Origin of the sequence: Saccharopolyspora hattusasensis, assembly GCF_050972075.1 — a bacterium.
GTDB lineage: Bacteria > Actinomycetota > Actinomycetes > Mycobacteriales > Pseudonocardiaceae > Saccharopolyspora > Saccharopolyspora hattusasensis.
Genome location: NZ_JBPCDC010000001.1, coordinates 7,116,196 through 7,135,742, shown reverse-complemented (window position 1 = coordinate 7,135,742; position 19,547 = coordinate 7,116,196). Strand labels below are relative to the sequence as shown.

At 73.0% G+C, this 19,547-nt stretch carries 9 protein-coding genes and 1 pseudogene; 3 read left to right on the top strand and 7 right to left on the bottom strand.

Translation table 11 applies throughout. The features are described 5' to 3' along the window. Positions 1–85 precede the first annotated feature (85 nt). The 4 genes from ACRXBZ_RS34195 to ACRXBZ_RS34180 all read right to left on the bottom strand — a co-directional run bounded on the left by ACRXBZ_RS34195 (position 86) and on the right by ACRXBZ_RS34180 (position 4,262). Positions 86–727: an FMN-binding negative transcriptional regulator gene (locus ACRXBZ_RS34195; protein WP_433882582.1), complete on the bottom strand. Its 642-nt coding sequence runs from the start codon at positions 725–727 to the stop codon at positions 86–88. Next, positions 727–2,244 carry an FAD-dependent oxidoreductase gene (locus ACRXBZ_RS34190; protein WP_433882581.1) on the bottom strand — a complete coding sequence of 506 codons (1,518 nt, stop codon included), beginning with the start codon at positions 2,242–2,244 and terminating at the stop codon, positions 727–729. The genes ACRXBZ_RS34195 and ACRXBZ_RS34190 overlap by 1 nt, the downstream gene beginning before the upstream one ends. Positions 2,245–2,610: 366 nt before the next feature. Then, positions 2,611–2,976, bottom strand: coding sequence for a VOC family protein (locus tag ACRXBZ_RS34185; RefSeq protein WP_433882580.1), 366 nt, complete (start codon positions 2,974–2,976; stop codon positions 2,611–2,613). Further along, a complete protein-coding gene (locus ACRXBZ_RS34180) occupies positions 2,973–4,262 on the bottom strand; it encodes a cytochrome P450 family protein (protein ID WP_433882579.1) in 1,290 nt (429 codons plus the stop codon). Before ACRXBZ_RS34180 ends, ACRXBZ_RS34185 begins: the two co-directional genes overlap by 4 nt. Before the next feature lie 231 nt (positions 4,263–4,493). Between ACRXBZ_RS34180 and ACRXBZ_RS34175 the strand changes: the two genes are divergently transcribed. From ACRXBZ_RS34175 to ACRXBZ_RS34165, 3 genes are read left to right on the top strand one after another with little or no spacing between them, the layout of a single operon-like run. Next, positions 4,494–5,072 (top strand): PadR family transcriptional regulator, encoded by a 579-nt coding sequence (locus tag ACRXBZ_RS34175; RefSeq protein WP_433882578.1) that lies wholly within the window; start codon positions 4,494–4,496, stop codon positions 5,070–5,072. Between the two features lie 11 nt (positions 5,073–5,083). Then, on the top strand, positions 5,084–6,727 hold the full coding sequence (locus tag ACRXBZ_RS34170; RefSeq protein WP_433882577.1) for an MFS transporter: 1,644 nt from the start codon (positions 5,084–5,086) through the stop codon (positions 6,725–6,727). Between the two features lie 2 nt (positions 6,728–6,729). After that, complete coding sequence (locus ACRXBZ_RS34165) at positions 6,730–7,914, top strand: cytochrome P450 (RefSeq protein WP_433882576.1); 1,185 nt, start codon at positions 6,730–6,732, stop codon at positions 7,912–7,914. 10 nt (positions 7,915–7,924) lie between these two features. Here the strand turns inward: ACRXBZ_RS34165 and ACRXBZ_RS34160 are convergent, their stop codons facing one another. The 3 genes and pseudogenes from ACRXBZ_RS34160 to ACRXBZ_RS34150 all read right to left on the bottom strand — a co-directional run. Next, positions 7,925–10,573, bottom strand: a complete 2,649-nt coding sequence (locus ACRXBZ_RS34160; RefSeq protein WP_433882575.1) for a cytochrome P450 — start codon at positions 10,571–10,573, stop codon at positions 7,925–7,927. Continuing rightward, on the bottom strand, positions 10,570–11,391 hold the full coding sequence (locus tag ACRXBZ_RS34155; protein ID WP_433882574.1) for a glycoside hydrolase family 16 protein: 822 nt from the start codon (positions 11,389–11,391) through the stop codon (positions 10,570–10,572). The genes ACRXBZ_RS34160 and ACRXBZ_RS34155 overlap by 4 nt, the downstream gene beginning before the upstream one ends. A 28-nt stretch (positions 11,392–11,419) precedes the next feature. Next, a pseudogene (locus tag ACRXBZ_RS34150) lies at positions 11,420–19,531 on the bottom strand (beta-ketoacyl synthase N-terminal-like domain-containing protein); the annotation flags it as partial. Between the last annotated feature and the right edge of the window lie 16 nt (positions 19,532–19,547).

Genomic DNA, 19,547 nt, shown 5'->3' with positions numbered 1-19,547 from the left:
CAGTTCGATCAGTCTGGCAGACCGGCTTCGGTGGACGGATCGGCGAAAGTCGCGCTGCGACACCGTGATCCGCGTCCGCGCGGGTTCACGAGTATTTGGGGAACGGGTTGTGCTTCTCCAGCAGCTCGGCCATCCGCAGCGAGGACTCGGTGCCCTGCTCCCGGAACGCCTTCGCCTGGGCCGCCATGTCGCGCGGCGTCTTGTTCTGACCGAGCTTGAAGATGCCGTCGATCTTGGTCACGAAGATCTCGAAACCCTGGATGAGCTGCAGGTACTCGTCGAAGAGCGCAGAGGACTCGCGGGGCAGCACGTACGGTTGCTTGGGGACCAGGCGTGCTTCCTGGTCGGCGATCAGGTCGGTCAGCTGGCGCACCGTCCTGGTGTCGTCGAGCAGCCTGGGCCTTCCCTTCACGTGCACCGCCGCGTACGCCCAGGTGGGGAAGTGCGGCTGGGATTCGTAGTTGTCCGGCGAGATGTAGGCGCTCGGCCCGGTGAAGGCGACCAGGACCTCGACGTTCTCCGACAGCGCCTTCGCGATGGGATTGCCCCGCGACAGATGCCCGCGCAACTTGCCGTACGGCCAGGAATCCCGGTCGAGCACGAACGGCAGCTGCACCGCCTCGGGCGAACCGAACATGGACAGCGTGAGCAGGCCGAAGGGGTACTCCTCGATGAGGTCGTGCTGCGCCTCCAGGTCGGGGGCGCGGAAGTATTCGGGACGGTACATCAGTTCTCCACGGGTGCGAAGGTGTCCAGGGCTGCCAGGTAATCGAGCACGGATCGCGCGTCGTCGGCCGGGGCGACGAGGCCGATGTAGCCATCGGACCGCACCAGCACGAGCCGGTCACCCGGGCCCGCGTACGCCTCCGGGTGCTCGGTGAGCAGGACGGTGCGCACGTCGCCGTGCTCGTCGGAGACGGTCTCAAGCGCGGCCGCGGTGGTCGGGCCCACGCCGACCAGGGTCAGGTGCGGACCTCGGAAGGCGTCGAAGAGCGTGGTCGCCCCGTCGATGCTGCCCGGGCACGGCGAGTCGGGTGCCCGGTCGCCCGCGCGGACGGCACCGGCCCCCACGAGATCGCGGCTCAGCGGCCCTTCCCGGTAGTGCAGGCCGAGTTGCAGCGACTCCTCGGTCAGCCCCTTCTCGGCACCGCCCTTGCCATCCAGCATGGCCGCGAAGATCAGGTCACCTGCGTCGCACGCGGTCTTGAGGGTCCACTCCGCGATGGGCACCCGTTCGCGCTCGTAGGTGTCGAGCAGTCCGTCGTCGGCACCGCGCGTGATCACCCTGGCCAGCTTCCAGCCCAGGTTGTACGCGTCCTGCACCCCGGTGTTCGCGCCCAGCGCCGCGGTGACCGGGTGCACGTGCGCGGCGTCGCCGGCCAGCAGCACCCGGTCCACGCGCATGGTGTCAACCATCCGCACGTTCCGCTTCATGGTCGACAGCCAGGTCGGGTTGGACAGGCGGATCGGCATCCCGGTGATCCGGTCCACCGCGGTCTGCATCGCCTCCAGCGACGGGCCCATCGGCGCACCGCCGGCGTCCACCGGCGGCGATGCCTGGATCTGCCAGGTGTTGGTGTCCGCGAGGGGGCACAGCAGGAGGATGCCGCGCTCCATGTCGTACCACTGGTACCAGGCATCCGGCTCCAGGCCGTCCACCTCGACGTCACCGACGAGCAGCTTGCGGTCCTCCTCGGTGAACCCGCGGAACTCCAGCCCGAGGACCTTCCGCACGGTGCTGGCACCGCCGTCGCAGCCCACCAGGTAGTCGGCGGTGACCTCTTCGGAGCCACCCTCCGATTCCAGCGTCGCGACGACCCCTCCGGCGTCCTGCTCGAACCGGAGCAGGTTGACACCGCGTTCCACCGAGTTCCCCGTCTCGACCAGCCGGTCCCGCAGGACCCCCTCGACCAGGGATTGCCGGACGAACAGCAACCGCCGGTAGGGCGCGTCCGGCAGCGGGTCGTTCGCCTCGTACGGGATCGCCTCGCTCACGATCCGGTCGCGGTGGTACCGCCGGAACGGCAGTCGCGTGGTGCCCAGCTTCAGCACCTCGTCGACGATGCCGAAGTCGTCGAAGACCTCCTGGGTGCGCGGTTGGATGCCCGCCTTGCCCCGGGATGCGGTGGTGAACTTCGCGTCCTTGTCGATGATCCGCACCGACACACCCCGGCGAGCAAGGTCGTAAGCAAGTGTGAGCCCGGTGGGACCCGCACCCACGACTAGAACGTTGACGGAATTCATTGACGTTTTCCAATCTCGTTTGCGTGGCGGTGCAGGCAGCGGAATCACGGTGCCCGCCTAGTCGCGGACACCCAGCCTCACGTATGCCCAGATCAGGGCCAGCGACCGCGGCAGCCGACCAGGTCGAAGAAAGCTCATCGCGCTCCCCGACCTGGAATGCGAGAGACCGAACGAGAAATTCGGCCGCACATCCGCTGTTCACGGGGCACGTTGTCCGAGCACGATTTCGCCGCGCACCACTGGCATGCCCTTGCCGCCATCCCGGAAACCGCGCGCAGTCCGCCGGGAAACCGCGAATCCCCGGCGGGAACCACCAGGAATCGCCGATCTCGGCCGACCGCGGGGGCTGAGCCGGATTCCCCGGAATCAGAGCTCGGCCAGGACGTACGTATTGCCGAAGGGGTCCTTGAAATGCGCGAACCGACCACCCGCCGATTCGGTGGGATCGAGTTCGAATTCGACCCCCTTGGCCACCAGCTCCTCATGCAGACTGGTCAGGTCCTCGCACTCCAGGACCACGCGCGTGAACACGCCGGTCCGGTCGTCGTGGTGGTCGAGCCAGGTGTAGGGGGTCAGCACGGTTTCCGCGCCCGGCGGCGCCACCTCGATCCACCGCCCCCGGTCGGTCGGGACGTCCACCCGCTTCTCGAAGCCGAGGACGTCGATGAAGAACTCGGCCGCCGCTGCCTGGTCGGTGACCGGGATTCCGATGGAGGCCGCTCGGGTGATCACGACTCGCTCCTTCCGTTGAGGCGGACCGGGAGGGACCGCAGGCCGTGGATCAGGGTGCTGTGGTTCCAGGACAGATCGGACTCGTCGGCCGCCAGGGCGAGGTCCGGGTAGCGCTCCAGCAGCCTGCCCAGAGCGATGCGCCCCTCCATGCGGGCCAACGGCGCTCCGACGCAGTGGTGGATGCCGTGCCCGAAGGCCAGGTTGGAGGTCGGAGGGCGGGCCACGTCCAGCACGTCGGGGGCGTCGAACCGGGCGGGGTCGCGGTTGGCGGCGATGAGCGAGATCAGGACCAGTTCGCCCGCCGGGATCACCGTGCCGCCCAGCGGGAGGTCCTCGGTGGTCGAGCGGAAGGTGCCGTGGCTGCTGGGACTCTCGTAGCGCAGCAGCTCTTCCACCGCCCCCGGCAGCAGCGACGGGTCGGCCCGCAGCCGTTCCAGCTGGGGGCGGTCGCACAGCAGGGCGTACACGCCGTTGCCGATCAGGTTGATCGTGGTCTCGTGGCCCGCGATGAGCAGTACGAAGGTGATCGGCACCAGTTCTTCGTCTGCAAGCTGGTCACCGTTCTCGTTGACCCGGATCAGCTCGGAGAGCAGGTCGTCGCCGGGTGCCGCTCGCTTGTCCGCGACCAGGTTGGTCAGGTAGGCGCCGATGCCCTCCGACGCGGCCGCCATGTCCGCGCGCGAGGCGCCGGAGACCAGGCCCTTCGTCCAGCCGCGGATGTCGTCCTCGTCGGAGGCCGGGATGCCCAGCAGCTCGCAGATGACGGTGATCGGCAGCGGCGAGGCGTAGGACACCAGCAGGTCGGTCTCCTCGACGCCGTCGAGCCGGTCGAGGAGGTCGGCCGTGATCAGTTCGATCCTGGGTTCCAGGCGCTGCACGGCGCGCGAGGTGAACGCCTTGTTGACCAGCTTGCGCAGCCGGGTGTGGTCCGGCGGATCGGCGTGCAGCAGGTTGCGGGAGAGCGTCGCGGAGAAAGCACCCCGACTCTGCTCGCCACCGCCGCCCTGCTCGCCACCGCCGCCCTGCTCGCCACCGCCGAACAGGCGGGCCGTTCGCGCCAGGTCGTTGCTCAGCCGCGAATCGGCGAGGGCGGCGCGGGCCTCGTGGTAGCCGGTGACCAGCCACACGCGCAGGCCGCTCCACGGCCCCGCGCCGGGCGGCATGATCACGCGCTGGACCCCCGAGCCCGAGGCGCGCAGCCTCCGGTAGAGCTCATGCGGGCACTGGGAGAGGGAGTCGTCCAGCTCCAACGCTTCTCCGGGGGAACTCCCGTTCGGTGCCGACACAGTGACGAACCCACCTTCCCCCGCCTGCGAGCGGCTGCTGTCCGCAGCATCGACGAACGTACGTTTACGCAGCTCAGAGCACCTGTATGACGGATCAACGCTAACAGCGACCACCGCAGACGAGGCACCCCTAGCGGGCCCCTACCCGCCCGCGTGCGGACCGCGGGCAGACCCGTCTTCGCCGAATAGTTTGTTTGGACTATTCTAAACGGACCCGATCGGAGACACCTGATGCGAAACCTCACCACCCTCGGCCTGGCCGTCCTGCGGCTGCTCAACGAGCAACCGCGACACCCGTACGAAACGCGGCAGCGCATGCGGGAACAGGGGCTCGACCACTTGATCAAGGTCACCCACGGCGCGCTGTACCACACGTTCGACGTGCTCACGAAAGCTGAGCTGATCGAACCGGTGGAGACCACCAGGGAGGGCAAGCGACCCGAGCGGACGATCTACGCGATCACCGACGCCGGACGGGAGATCGCCACCGAGCGGCTGCGCGAAATGCTCTCCACGCTGGAGTCGGAGTACCCCGCGTACTGCGCGGCGCTGGCGTTCATGTCGCTGCTGCCCATGGAGGACGCGGCCGCGGAGCTGGAGCGGCGGGCCGTGCTGCTGGAGTCGGCGCTGGCGTCGGCGACGACGAGCAGCGACGCGCTGATCAAGAGCGGGGTGGCCGCGATCGACGTCGTCGAAATCCGGCACCTGCAAGCACATCTGCGCGCCGACCTGGACCTCACGCGCGCCATCGTCGAGGACATCCGAGCGGGACGCCTGCACTGGCAGACCGGCGAACGCACAACCGAGTAGAGAGCGGACGGATGAGTAAACTGCGCGGGAACCCATGGGCCGTACTGGTGGCCCTCTGCCTCGGGTTCTTCATGACGCTGCTCGACACGACCGTCGTCGGCGTCGCGATTCCCAACATCGTCGAACGACTGGGCACCACCTACAACGAGGTGCTCTGGGTCAGCAATGCCTACGTGCTGGTGCTGGCGGTCTTCCTGATCCCCGGCGGCAAGCTCGGTGATCTGTTCGGCAAGCGAAACACCTACCTGGCCGGCGTCGCGGTGTTCTCGGTGGCCTCGCTGCTGTGCGCGCTGGCGCAGACGCCGGGCCAGCTCATCGCGGCGCGCACCCTGCAGGGGCTGGGCGCGGCGCTGTTGATCCCGCAGACGATGTCGATCATCATCAGCGTGTTCCCCCCGGTGCGGCGCGGTGCGGCGCTGGGCGTGTGGGGCGCGGTGGCCGGTGTCGCCACGATCACCGGGCCGCCGCTGGGCGGATTCCTGGTCGGCGCGCTGGACTGGCGCTGGATCTTCACCATCAACGTGCCGCTGGGCGTCCTGGTGCTGGTGATCGCCCCGATGATCATCCCGGCGGGCGCCAAGCCTCCGCGGACCGGCAGCTTCGACGTGCGCGGGGCGCTGCTGGTGGTCCTAAGCCTGTCCTGCCTGACCTTCGGGCTGCAGGAGGGGCAGCGCTACGACTGGGGCGCGGTCTGGTCGTTCGTCAACATCCCGCTGCTGCTGGTGGTCGGTGCGTTGCTGCTGGTCGCGTTCGCGTTCAGCCAGCGCCGCCCCGGCCCGCGCGCTCCGATGGTGCCGTTCGAACTGCTGACCAACCGCAACTTCAGCCTGATGAACATCGGCGCGATCGGGCTCTCGGTCGGCATCATGAGCATGGCGATCGGCTTCCAGCTCTACGCGCAGTCGGTGCTGGGCTACTCGGCGCTGGCCGCGGGTCTGATCAGCCTGCCGATGTCGGCGATCTCGGTGGTGCTCGGCCCGTACGCCGGCCGGCTCAGCGACAAGCTGGGCGGCAAGCCCATCGTGGTCACCGGCCTGCTGCTGTTCGGCCTCGGTCTGCTGATCTTCTCGCTGACCTCCACTGTGGACAGCACCGCCTGGACGCTGCTGCCCGCGATGCTCGTGATGGGCATGGGTCTCGGCGCCACCTTCGCGCCGCTGACCACGGTGGCGATGTATGAGGTGCAGCCGATGGTGGCCGGTTCGGCGGCGGGCTTGCTCAATGCGACTCGCCAGATCGGCTCGGTGCTGGGCACCGCCGGGTTCGGCGTGCTGCTGCAGAACCAGCTGGTCGGCAGCCTGATGACCCGTGCCGAAGAAGCGGCCGCGGCGCTGCCCGCCGAGGTGCGCGGCGAGTTCGTGGACGGCGTCCGGCGGGCCACCAGCAGCGGCGTCGACTTCGCCGACCTGCAGGCGGGCACCGCGGTGCCGATCCCGAGCGGGATCTCCCCCGCCGTCGCCCAGCAGGTCGAAGCCGCAGCCCGCGAGGTCTTCTCCAGCGGCTTCGTCAGCGCCATGCACGGCGCGATGGTCCTGCCGATCGCGGCAGTGCTGCTCGGCGCGGTCTGCGGCCTGCTGACCAAGGGGCGGCCGACGCCGGCCGCGCCCACGGCGGACTCTCGCGAGGACGAAAGCTCCGCGTCCAAGGTGTCCTGATCATGACCACCGACGAGCCGCTGCGGGTCCCCCAGCCGAGGACCTGCCCGCACGAACCGCCTGCGGGCTACCGGCAGCTGCACGCGCGGCACCCGATCTCCCGGATCACCCTGCCCGGCGGTGCCCCCGCCTGGCTGGTCACCGGCTTCGCCGAGACCCGCGCCCTGCTGTCGGACCCGCGGATCTCCGCAGACCGGACCAGGCCGGGCTACCCGACGCTACTCCCCTCGCCCGCCGCGGGGACCTCGCTGCGCACGATGGCGGGAATGGACGACCCCGAGCACGCCTACTTCCGCCGGATGGTGACCTCCTGGTTCACCGTCCGGCGGGTGCGGGCGATGCGGCCGGCCTTGGCACGGCTGGCAGGCTCGCTGGTCGACCGGATGGTGGCCGGAGGCCGCTCGGCGGATCTGGTGCGCGACTACTGCCTGCCGCTGCCCTCGATGGTGATCTGCGAACTGCTCGGGGTGCCCTACGCCGACCACGAGTTCTTCCAGGACCGCACCCGGACGATGATCACCGCACCGGAGCGCGCCGACGTGGTCCGGGCGGCGGCGGACCTGATCGGCTACCTGACCAGCCTGGTCACCGACAAGGCCGAGCATCCGGGCCCGGACCTGATCAGCGGCCTGCTGGCCGATCAGGTCCGGGCGGGCCGGATGACGGTCGAGCAGGTGGTCAACACCGCCGTGCTGCTGCTCGGCGCCGGGCACGAGACCACGTCGAGCAGCATCGCGGTCAGCGCCGCCCTGCTGGCCGGTGATCCGGAGCGGCTCGCCGCGCTGAGCGCCGACCCGGAGCCGGCGGTGGAGGCGCTGCTGCGCCACACCTCGGTCACCGACACGGTGGTCACCCGGATCGCGGTGGCCGACGTCGAGGTGGGCGAGGTCCGGATCCGCGCGGGCGACGGGCTGGTGTTCTCCACCGCGGTCGCCAACCGGGACCACCGCGAACACCCGGATCCCGACCGGCTCGACCTGGCCGACGGCGACCGCAGGCACGTGGCGTTCGGGTTCGGGGTGCACCAGTGCCTCGGGCAGAACCTGGCCCGCGCGGAGCTCGAAGTGGCGCTGGCGGTGCTGTTCGAGCGGCTGCCGGGACTGCGGGTGGCGGTCCCGGCAGCCGACCTGCCGGTGAAGTCCTCGCCACTGGTCAACGGCCTGCACGCGCTGCCGGTGCGCTGGTGAGCGCTGCCGCTCACCAGCGCACCGGCAGTTCCCGCAAGCCGCGGACCACGCGGTCGGTGTGCCAGGCCAACTCCTCGGCGGGCACGTCCAGCCGGAGGCCGGGCAGGGCTTCCAGCAACGCGGTCAGCGCCACGGCCAGCTCCATCCGGGCCAGCTGGGCGCCCAGGCAGAAGTGCGGTCCGTGGCCGAAGGCCAGGTGCGGCTCGCCCGCCCGGTCCAGGCGCAGCTCGTCGGCGTCGGGGTAGATCGCCTCGTCGCGGTTGGCCGAGTCGAGGTCGACCAGCACCGCTTCGCCCGCGCGGATCGTGACCCCGCCGAGCCGGACGTCCTCGGTGGCCACCCGGGTGAACCCGGCGGAGGTCGCGATCGGGGTGAACCGCAGCAGCTCCTCGACGGCGGTGGGGACCCGGCCTAGGTCCTCGCGCAGCCACGCCATCCGGTCGGGTCGGGTGAGCAGGTGCCAGGCGAAGTTGCCGATCTGGTTGGTCGTGGTCTCCAGGCCCGCCAGCAGCAGGGTCACCCCGATCCCGACCAGCTCCTGCTCGCTGAGCCGGTCTCCCACGTCGCGCGCGGCGACCAGGGTGCCGATCAGGTCGTCCCGGGGTTCTTCGCGGCGCTGCGCGACCAGTCCGGCCAGGTACTCCGACAGCTCGGCGAAGGCGGCCGCGATCTCCGACGGGTCCACACCAGGGCCGCCCACCACCGTCTCGGCCCAGTCGAAGAACCGGTCCTGGTCGGCGGCCGGGACCCCGAGCAGCTCCGACATCAGCGTGCTCGGCAGCGGTCTGGCCAGGTCGCGCACCAGGTCGGCGGGAGGACCCTGGTCGATCATGCGGCCCACCAGGTCGACGGCCAGCCGCGCTGCCCTGGGCCGCAGCGCCTCGATGCGGCGCGGGGTGAACGCCGGGGCGACCAGCCGCCGCAGCCGGGCGTGGTCCGGCGGGTCCATGGTCAGGATGCTGGTCTGCGCGATCACCCGCGGGGTCACCCGCGGCACGTCGGCCCCGACCAGGGCGGCCCGGCTGAACCGGCGGTCCGACAACACGCCCCGCACCTCTCGGTGGCCCACCGCCAGCCATCCCTCCCCGCCGTACGGCAGCGCCACCCGGCTGACCGGGGCCTCGCGGCGCAGCTCGGCCGCGCGCAGGTCGGTCTCCAGCCGCTCGGCGGGCTGGAAGGGGTACGGGCAGGCACGGCGCTCCCCGGCCCGACGGCCCGCCTCCGCGGCCGCGAGCACGGCCGCCCGGATCAGGTTGACCGGCGCGTAGAGGTCCTTGCCCACCCACAGCGGCGGGTGCGGGCCCGCGGAGCCGGTGCGTTCCAGGTGGGCGACCCCGCGCGCGATCGCGTCCTGGTGCTCGCCCGGTGCGGCGGCCAGCAGCAGCACTGCGTAGGCGGTCTCCTCCGCCGTGCCCTCGTGGACGCCCCACGATCCGTCGGAGCGCTGGGTCTCGCGGACCATCGCCGCGGCGCGGCCGACCGGTTCGGCGATGCCCGCGGCCAGCAACGCCAGCCCGCAGGAGACCGTGGCGTAGTAGGGCGAGATGTGCCAGCGGTCGCGCCAACTGCCATCGGGCTGCTGGTTGTCGGTCAGGTAGCGGGCGACGCGGGTCGCGGCCTCGGCGTAGCGGTCGGCGTCGGGCGGGCCCTGCTGCCGGTAGCGGTGCAGGACCTCCAGCACGCGGGCGTTGGTGATCACCGAGGGAGCACCGACCGGCACGGTGGTGAGGAAGTGCGTGTCCCGGTCGTACTCCCACAGGCAGTGCGGTTCGGGCAGCACGCCCGTGCGATCGGCCTCGGCGAGCAGCACCAGCGCGGCGGATTCCGAATCGGCCGCCGCGCCGGGGGCCGAGGGCGCTCCGGTCCGGCCGACGTCGCCGGGCAGGCCGTCCAGCAGTGGCGCGATGACCTCCGGGTCGGTGCCCGCGGCGGCCAGGGCCCGGTACGCCCAGGCCCGTTCGAAGTACGTCATGGAGGTCAACCCGGCGACCGGACCGTCCATGGTGGACTGCGATCGGACCAGGAAGTCGACGGACTCGGCGCGCGGGTCGTCCGCGGCCGGAGCTTCGGGGCCGAGCCAGGCCGCGGTGGCCGCCGCCGAGCAGCCGATCACCCCGGCCACCGGGGACACGGCGGTCGAGCCGACCGCCGCCGGGCCGACGATCTCCAGGTAGAACGCCGACACCGGGTTGCGCCAGCCGTCGGCGCGCAGCGCGGCCAGGGCCGCGGGGTCGAGGTCCGGCGGCAGGGCGAGGCGCTCATGGCCGAGCCGGTCGTTGATGTCGGCGACCAGCGCGGGCCCGATCAGGAACGGGATCAGCGTTCCGGGCAGGCCGTCCCGCTCCACCTGACGCAGCAGGTCCGCGGCAGCGGCCAGCCCCCGCTCGACAGAGTCGCCCGGCCGCCCGGCGGCGAGCAGGGCCTCCACCGCGCTGAGCGTCGGGACCAGGGCGAGGGTGCCCGGCCCGCTCCACGTCCCGTCCGGCTGCTGCGCCGAGCGCAGGAACTCGATCCGCTGCTCGTGCCCGGCCAGCCAGGGCGCGAGGGAGACCAACCGGCCCGTCTCGTACACCGACGGGTAGAGGTTGCCGCCGGGGTCCGCGACGAGGTCGGCGACGACCCGGTCGACGGTGTCGGTGGCCGCGTCCACCGCGGTCACCGGGCGGCGCCGATCTCGGCGATGGTGACGTGGTCGACCAGCATGGTGGCCGGGAAGGCGGCCGGGTCGGGCTCGCCGGGCAGGATCGGGCCGCCCGGACTGCCCACGACCACCAGCAGGCCGAAGAAGACGCGCTGGTCGAACAGCCATCCCTTGGGGGTGGTGTCCGCCGGGGTCAGGTGGAGGTACTGGTGCCCGTCGAGGTACCAGGTGAGGGTGTCCGGCTCACGCGTCCACACCACGGAGTAGGTGTGGAAGTCGTCGCTGAGCGGCGCCCCGCCGGGGTTGGTGTAGGCGGTGCCCATGCCGAGCGAGGGCAGCTGGTGGCACTCCGGGGAGTGCACGACGCCGTAGACGTCGGCGGGCACGGTGTTGACGACCTCGAACAGGTCCAGCTCGCCGGACTTGTACCAGCCCTGCAGCGGCTCCTCGTCGCCGAGCGAGCGCATCCGCTCGGCCCAGGCGAACATCGCGCAGTCCAGGCCGAGGCCAGGCGCGGTGCGCACGCGGGCCTCGATGCGCAGTGCGCCGCCCGCGGGCGGCAGGAAGTCCGCGCGGCTCGTCTCCAGCCAGCCGGACACGTAGCCCTCGTCCTCGGTGTGCGTGACGGTGACCCGCAGGTTGCCCTGGCCGTCGAGGCTGAGGTGGTCGGTGTCGTCGGCGTAGCTCTCCCTGCCCGCGGCCCAGGGCTTGCCGGTGATGATCGTCCAGCGGTCGTGGTCGACCGGCGTGCCCTCGGGGCCGTCGAAGTCGTCGCTCCAGATCACCTGCCAGTCCGGGGAGGTGAGGTCGGTGCCAGGTGAGGCCGAGATCGTCACGGTGGTGGTCTCCTTCGGTTCTTCTCGTTCAGGCGGAGGCGGCCAGTTCCGAGCGCAGGTACCGCATGAGCGCGGTCGGGCTGGTGTGGTCGTAGACGAGGGTCGGGGGCAGGTCCAGGCCGGTGGCCGCGACCAGCCGGTTGCGCAGCTCCACCGCGGTCAGCGAGGCGAAGCCGAGGTCGAGCAGGTCGGCGTCGGGGTCGATGTCCGCTGCGGAGTCGTGGCCGAGCACCGCGGCGATGCTGGCCAGCAGGTAGGACAGCACCACGTCGTCGCGCTCGGTCTCGTCGAGCCCGGCGAGCCGGTCCGGCAGTGCCTGGGGTTCGGGTTCGGGTTCAGGTTCCGGCGCAGTGGCGCGGTCGCCGCCGAGCAGCGCGGCGAGCCGGGGCAGCACTTCCCCCCAGGGCTCGTCCGGGTCGATGCCGGCGGCAGCGACGTCGGCATCCCGCAGTGCCCGCCACAGATCACCTTCGGGCAGCGCCGGTGCGGCGTCGAGCCAGTAGCGGCGGCGTTGGAACGGGTAGGTGGGCAGGTCGGTCCGGTGGACCGGGAGACCGCCGAACGCGGAGCTCCAGTCGACGGCGACGCCGCGCACATACAGCCCGGCCGCGCAGCCGAGCAGCGCGGCCGGTTCCGGGCGATCGCGGCGGGGACCCGCGTGCACCGCGATGGCCGGCTCCGCCTCTGCGCCCAGGGCGTCGCGAGCCATGACGGCCAGCGCGCTGTCCGGACCCACCTCGACGAAGTCGGTGGCGCCGGACTCACGGGCGGTGCCGACCGCGGCACCGAAGCGAACCGCCTCCCTGGCGTGCCGGACCCAGTACTGCGCGGTGGCCACCTCGGACGTGGCCGCGGCGCCCGTCAGCCCGGACACCAGCGGGAGAACGGGTTCAGAGAATTCCACAGTGGACAGCGCGGCGGCGAAGTCCGCGAGCATCGGCTCCATCAGGGGCGAGTGGAAGGCGTGGCTGACCCGCAGCCGCTTCGTGCGCCTGCCCGGCAGTGCGTCGAGCACGGCGGCCACGGAGTCCTCCTCGCCGGACACGACCACGGCCCGGGGGCCGTTCACCGCGGCGAGGTCCGCGCCGGGCACCAGCAGCGGGCGCACCTCGTCCTCGGATGCCTCGACCGCGACCATGGCGCCGCCGGCGGGCAGTCCCGCCATCAACCGACCGCGGGCAGCGACCACCCGGCAGGCGTCGGACAGCGACAGCACTCCGGCCAGGTGGGCGGCGGCCAGCTCGCCGACCGAGTGCCCGAGCACCACGGCGGGCCGCACACCCCAGGACGCGAGCAACTCGGCAGCGGCCACCTCGAACGCGAACAGCGCCGGCTGGGCCACGTCGGTCCCCTGCACCCGCGGCGAGTCGATCAGCTCGCGCAGCCCGGGAAGGCCCTCGGCGGCGAAGGTGGCACACACCCGGTCGAAGGACTCGGCGAATACCGGGAACCGCGAGGCGGCTTCACGCCCCATGCCCTCGCGCTGGGTGCCCTGCCCGGTGCACAGCAACGCCACCCGCCGGTCGGGCCGTGCCACGCCGCGGACCACCGAGCCCGCCGGGAGGTCGGCGGCGATCGCGTCCAGCCCCCGGATCAGGCCGGGCCCGTCCCCGGTGACCACGACGGCCCGGTGGTCGAACTCCGCCCGCGTCGTGGCCAGCGACCACCCGAGGTGCGCCGGGTGCGCGCCGGTGGCGGCCAGCCCGACCGCATGCGCGCGCAACGCCGCTTCGGTGCGGGCGGAGAGCGGCACCGCCACCTCGGGCGCACCGGTCACCTCGGGTACGGCGCCGACGGGCTCGGCCGCCGCCTCCAGCACGACGTGCGCGTTGGTGCCGCTGATCCCGAACGAGGACACCGCGCACCGGCGAGGGCGCCCCAGATCGGGCCACTGCCGTGCCCCGGTGAGCAGCCGCACCGCGCCGGAAGTCCAGTCCACGTGCGTGGAAGGGGCGTCCACGTGCAGCGTCGCGGGCAGCACGCCGTGCCGCATGGCCTGGACCATCTTGATCACCCCTGCCACCCCGGCCGCGGCCTGGGTGTGGCCGATGTTGGACTTGACCGAACCCAGCCACAGCGGCTCGGCGCGGTCCTGGCCGTAGGTGGCCAGCAGGGCCTGGGCCTCGATCGGATCGCCGAGCGCGGTCCCCGTGCCGTGCGCCTCCACCGCGTCCACATCGGACGGTTCCAGTCCCGCGGCGTCGAGGGCCTGCCGGATGACCCGGCGCTGGGCCGGGCCGCTCGGCGCGGTGAGCCCGTTGGACGCGCCGTCGGAGTTGACCGCGGACCCGCGCAGCACGGCCAGCACCGGATGACCGTTGCGGCGCGCGTCGGACAGCCGCTCCAGCAGCACCAGACCGACGCCCTCGCCCCACCCGGTGCCGTCGGCACCGTCGGCGAAGGACTTGCAGCGCCCGTCCGGGGCCAGCCCGCGCTGGCGGCTGAAGTCGACGAACGCGTCCGGGGTGGCCATCACGGTCACCCCGCCCGCCGCGGCGAGGGTGCACTCGCCCTGACGCAGAGCCTGGGCGGCCAGGTGCAGCGCCACCAGCGAGGACGAGCAGGCGGTGTCGAGCGTGAGCGCGGGGCCCTCCAAACCGAGGGTGTAGGCGATCCGCCCGGAGGCCACGCTCGCCGCGTTGCCGCTGCCCAAGTGGCCCTCGACCGCCTCCGGCACGGTGTGCAGCCGGCCCGCGTAGTCGTGGTACATGACCCCGGTGAACACCCCGGTGCGGCTGCCGCGCAGCGACCGGGGGTCGATCGAGGCCCGCTCGAACAGCTCCCAGGCGGTCTCCAGCAGCAGCCGCTGCTGCGGGTCCATCGCGACCGCCTCGCGCGGCGAGATCCCGAAGAACTCCGCGTCGAAATCGGCGGCGTCGTGCAGGAATCCGCCTTCTCGCGTGTACGAGGTGCCGCGGTGGTCGGGGTCGGGGTGGTACAGCGCGGGCAGGTCCCAGCCGCGATCGGTGGGGAACTCGCCAATCGCGTCCCGCCCAGCGGCCACCAGGTCCCACAGGTCCTCGGGGCTGCGCACCCCGCCGGGGTATCGGCAGCTCATCGCCACCATGGCGATCTCGTCCCCCGGCACCGGGCCGGTGCCGGCCGGAGCGTCCGCCTCCTCGACGGCACCGCCGAGCTCGGCCCGCAGGTGTGCGGCGAGCGCGGTCGCGGTGGCGTGGTCGAACACCAGGGTGGCGGGCAGCGCCAGCCCGGTGTGCTCGGCGAGCCGGTTGCGAAGGTCCACGGCGGCGAGCGAGTCGACGCCGAGATCGCTGAACGCCCGGTCCGGGTCGATGTCGGCGCCGCTGCGGTGGCCCAGCACGACGGCGGCCTCGGTACGGACCAGATCGAGCAGATCCGGTTCCGGTCCGGCAGCGGCCACCGGCCGCGCGGCGGGACGGGTCGCGGGCCGGGTCGTGGGCTTCGGGCGGCGGGGCACGAGGTCGCGCAGGAGCGGGTGCGGGGATTCCTGGGCGCGCAAGGCGGCGTTGTCGAGCGCGATCGGGGTCAGCACCGGCTCAGGACAGGCCAGTGCCGCGTCCAGCAGGGCCAGCCCGTCGGCCGGAGCGAGCGCGGTGACCCCGCCCCGAGTCAGCCGGGCGCGGTCGCCGGTACCGAGATCGGCGGCCATCCCGTCGCTCTGCTCCCACAGCCCCCAAGCCAGCGACGTGGCGGGCAGCCCGGCAGCGTGCCGCTGCGCGGCGAGGGCGTCGAGGAAGGCGTTGGCCGCGGCGTAGTTGGCCTGGCCGGGGCTACCGAACATGCCCGCTGCCGAGGAGAACAGCACGAAGGCGTCCAGGTCGAGGTGGCGGGTCAGCTCGTGCAGGTGCGCTGCGGCATCGACCTTGGGCCGCAGCACGGCCGCCAGCCGCTCGGGGGTCAGGGCGGTGAGCACTCCGTCGTCGACCACACCCGCGACGTGCACGACGGCGGTGAGGTCGGGGATGCCGGCGAGGACGGCGCCGAGCTCTTCCCGGTCGGCCGCGTCGCAGGCCACTACCCGCACGTCGGCGGGCAGGTCGGGCGCCGGTCCCCCGCTGCGGCTGAGCAGCACGAGCTTCCCGACACCGTGGTGGCGGACCAGATGCTCGGCCACCAGGGCGCCGAGCGATCCGGTGCCTCCGGTCACCAGCACGGTGCCGGTGGTGGGCAGCCGACCCGGTTCGTCCGGTGCGGTGCGGCGCGTCAGACGGGGGACGTGCACGGTCCCGGCCCGGACAGCCACCTCCGGTTCTCCGCGCAGGAGCGCGGCCAGTGCGGTGCGGGTGGCCGGTGCGGTGGGGTCGAGATCGGCGGGGTCGAGATCGGCGGGGTCGAGATCGGCGGGATCGAGGTCGGCGGGATCGAGGTCGAGCAGACCGAACCGGCCCGGATGCTCGGTCGCCGCAGCGCGGACCAATCCCCGCACCGCTGCGGCCGCCGGGTCCGGGGCGGTGCCCACCGCCGCCGCACCGGTGGTGAGCAGCACGAGCCGGGAGGTGGCGAAGCGTTCCTTGGCGATCCATTCCTGCATCAGGGCCAGCACCCGCGCCGCCGCCGCGTGCGCGGCTTCGGGGAGGTCACCGGCAGGGGCGCACGGCGCGAGCACCACTGGGGGCACCTCGGTCAGGATGGACAGGTCCTCGCCCGTCAGCACTGCCGGAGCAGCGGCGGGTTCCGGCACCGGATCGACCGGCTGCCAGACCGGCTGCAGCAAGGCACCCCGGTTCGCCCGCCACGGCCGGGCGGTCAGCGACCCGACGGTGAGCACCGCCGCCCCGGAACCGTCCACTGCGGACACCGAGACCGCATCCGGGCCGGCCGGGTCGATCCGCACCCGCAGCGCTCCGGTGGCAGCGGCGTGCACCGAGACCCCGTCCCACGCGAACGGCAGCCCGGCACCCGCACCGGGGACCAGGGTGGCGGCGTGCAGCACGGCGTCGAGCAGCGCCGGGTGCACGGCGTACTCCCCCGGCAGGTCGACCGGCGGGGCCACCTCGGCGAAGACCTCCTCGGCACGGGTCCACACCGCCCGCACCCCGCGGAAGGCGGGGCCGTGCTCCACACCAGCGTCGACCATGCGGGCGTAGAGCTGGTCGGGGCCGACTTCTTCGGCGCCCGGCGGTGGCCAGACCGTGGCGTCCCAGGGCTTCTCGACCGCAGGTCCCGGGGCGAGCACACCGCTGGCGTGCTGGGTCCAGTCGTCGGTGTCCGCGCTCCTGGCGTGCACGGCGAACTCGCGCCTGCCCGCCGGATCGGGGGCCGCGACCAGCACCTGGAGGTGCACCGGGCCCCGTTCGGGCACCAGGACGGGTTCGCGCAGTGTCAGTTCGGCGACGTGACCGCACCCGGTTCGGTCGGCGGCCTGCACCGCGAGTTCGGCGAGCACCGCGCCGGGGACGATGTCGGTGCCCGCCACGGTGTGCTCGCCGAGCCAATCGTGCGTCGCGCGGGACAGCCGCCCGGTGAGCACGTGCCCCCCGGTGCCCGCGATGGCCGTGTCCCCGTCGAGCACCGGGTGCCCGCCGGAGCGCAACCAGTACCGCTGCCGCTGGAACGGATAGGTCGGCAGGTCCACTGTGGCCGGACCTGCGAAGTCGAACACCGCGGCCCAGTCCGCTTCGGCTCCGCGGGCGTGCAGCGCGCCGATCGCGGTGAGCGCGGCGGCGGCCTCGGGCTGGTCAGCGCGGGCGGCGGGCACCACCGGAGTGCCGGGGAGCAGGGAGGCGACGAGCCCGCTGAGGACGCCGTCCGGGCCGATCTCCAGGAACACATCGGTGTCCAGCTCACCGGCTGCGGAGAGGGCGTCGGCGAAGCGCACAGCGGCCCGGACGTGGCGCACCCAGTACTGCGGGTCCGCGACCTCCGCGTCGGCCCTGGCGCCGGTCACCGCGGAGACGAACGGCACCAACGGCCGGTGGAACTCCACAGTGGACACCACGGTCGCGAAGTCATCGAGCACCGGCTCCATCAGCGGCGAGTGGAACGCGTGGCTGACCCGCAGCCGCTTCGTCCGCCTGCCCGGCAGCTCCGCGAGCACGCTCGCCACGGCGGTCTGCTCGCCGGAGAGCACGACCGCCTCCGGTCCGTTGATCGCGGCGATGTCCACCGCACCCGCGAGCAGCGGGCGCACCTCGGCCTCGCTCGCGGCCACGGCGACCATGACCCCGCCAGGCGGCAGATCCCCCATCAGCCGGGCCCGCGCGGCGACCATCCGGCAGCCGTCCTCCAGCGAGAACACCCCGGCCAGGCAGGCGGCGGCGAACTCACCGACGGAGTGGCCCGCGACCACGGTCGGCCGCACGCCCCAGGACTGGAAGAGCTCGGCAAGCGCCAGCTCGTGGGCGAACAGGCCCGGCTGGGCGCACTCGGTGCGGTCGGTGTCGGCCGAGTCGAGCGCGGCGCGCAGATCGGCCAGCCCAACGGCGGCGAATGCCTTGCACACCCGGTCGAACGCCTCGGCGAACACCGGGAACCGCGCGGCCAGCTCGCGTCCCATGCCGGTGCGCTGGGCGCCCTGGCCCGCGAACAGGAACCCGGTGCGGGCGTCCTCGAGGGCTCGGTGGACCGGCGCGCGCCCGGCGCTGAGGGCGGCGAGCCCGGCGGCGAGGTCGTTGCCGGGGACGACGGCCCGGTACTCCAGCGGGGTTCGGCTGACCACCAGCGCGTGGCCGATCGCGGCCGGGGCGACGTCGCCGTCCAGCAAGCCGGCCAGCTCGCCGGCCTGGGCCCGGACGGCGGCCTCGTCGTGACCGGACAGCAGCCACGGCCCGGGCACGGTAGGTCCTTCGGCGGCGAGCCCGGGATCGGCGTCAGCGGGGTCGGCCTCCTCCAGGATCACGTGCGCGTTGGTTCCGCTGACGCCGAACGAGGACACCCCGGCCCGGCGCGGGCGCTCGGACCGCGGCCAGTCGTGCTGCTCGGTCAGCAGCCGGACCTGGCCCTCGGACCAGTCGACGCGGGTCGACGGGGTGTCCACGTGCTGGGTGGCGGGCAGCACGCCGTGGCGCAGGGCCAGCACCATCTTGATCAGCCCGGCCATGCCCGCGGCGGCCTGGGTGTGGCCCAGGTTGGACTTCACCGAGCCGAGCCACAGCGGACGGTCCCGGTCCTGGCCGTAGGTCGCCAGCAGCGCCTGCGCCTCGATCGGATCGCCGAGGGTGGTGCCGGTGCCGTGTGCTTCGACGGCGTCCACGTCGGCCGCAGTGAGCCGGGCGTCGGCGAGGGCCTGGCGGATCATGCGCTCCTGCGCGGGCCCGTTGGGTGCGGTGAGGCCGTTGGAGGCACCGTCGGAGTTGATCGTCGACCCGCGCACCACCGCGAGCACCGGGTGGCCCAGTCGGCGCGCGTCGGACAGCCGCTCGACCAGCACAGCGCCGACGCCCTCGGCCAGGGCGGTGCCGTCGGCGGTGTCGGCGAACGCCTTGCACCGGCCGTCGGGGGCGAGCGCGCCCTGCCTGCTGAACTCCTGGAACGTGCCGGGCGTGGCCATCACGGTGACCCCGGCGGCGACGGCGAGCTCGCACTCGCCGCGCCGCAGCGCCTGCACGGCCAGGTGCAGAGCGACCAGCGAGGACGAGCAGGCAGTGTCCACCGAGACCACCGGGCCCTCCCAGCCCAGGGCGTAAGCGACGCGGCCGGAGGCGACGCTGCCCGCGCTGCCGTTGCCCACGTACCCGGCGACACCCGGCGGCAGGTCGGTCAACCGGGAGCCGTACTCGTTGTTCATCACGCCCGCGAACACCCCGGTGCGGGTGCCGCGCAGGGTATGCGGGGCGATCCGGCCGCGCTCCACGGCCTCCCACGCGGTTTCCAGCAGCAGCCGTTGCTGCGGGTCCATGGCCAGCGCCTCGCGCGGCGAGATGCCGAAGAACGCGGCGTCGAAATCGGCTGCGCCGTCGAGGAAGCCGCCGAGCCCGGTGCTGCTGGCCCCGGCCGAACCGGGTTCGCCGTCGAGCAGTGCGCCGAGGTCCCAGCCCCGGTCGGAGGGAAACGGCGACGCGGCCCACTCCCCGGCCACCAGCAGCCGCCACAGGTCCTCGGGGGTGCGCACACCACCGGGGAACCGGCAGGCCGCCGACACCACGGCGATCGGCTCGGCGGCGGCCGCGGTCAGCTCGGCCACTTCCCGGCCGAGCCGCTCGTTCTCCTTCAGCGAGGCGCGCAGCGCGGCGACG

Bases quoted from the DNA above. Each gene is read 5' to 3' on its own strand.
- ACRXBZ_RS34195 (WP_433882582.1), bottom strand. From the start codon at position 727: ATGTACCGTCCCGAATACTTCCGCGCCCCCGACCTGGAGGCGCAGCAC.
- ACRXBZ_RS34190 (WP_433882581.1), bottom strand. From the start codon at position 2,244: ATGAATTCCGTCAACGTTCTAGTCGTGGGTGCGGGTCCCACCGGGCTC.
- ACRXBZ_RS34175 (WP_433882578.1), top strand. From the start codon at position 4,494: ATGCGAAACCTCACCACCCTCGGCCTGGCCGTCCTGCGGCTGCTCAAC.
- ACRXBZ_RS34170 (WP_433882577.1), top strand. From the start codon at position 5,084: ATGAGTAAACTGCGCGGGAACCCATGGGCCGTACTGGTGGCCCTCTGC.
- ACRXBZ_RS34165 (WP_433882576.1), top strand. From the start codon at position 6,730: ATGACCACCGACGAGCCGCTGCGGGTCCCCCAGCCGAGGACCTGCCCG.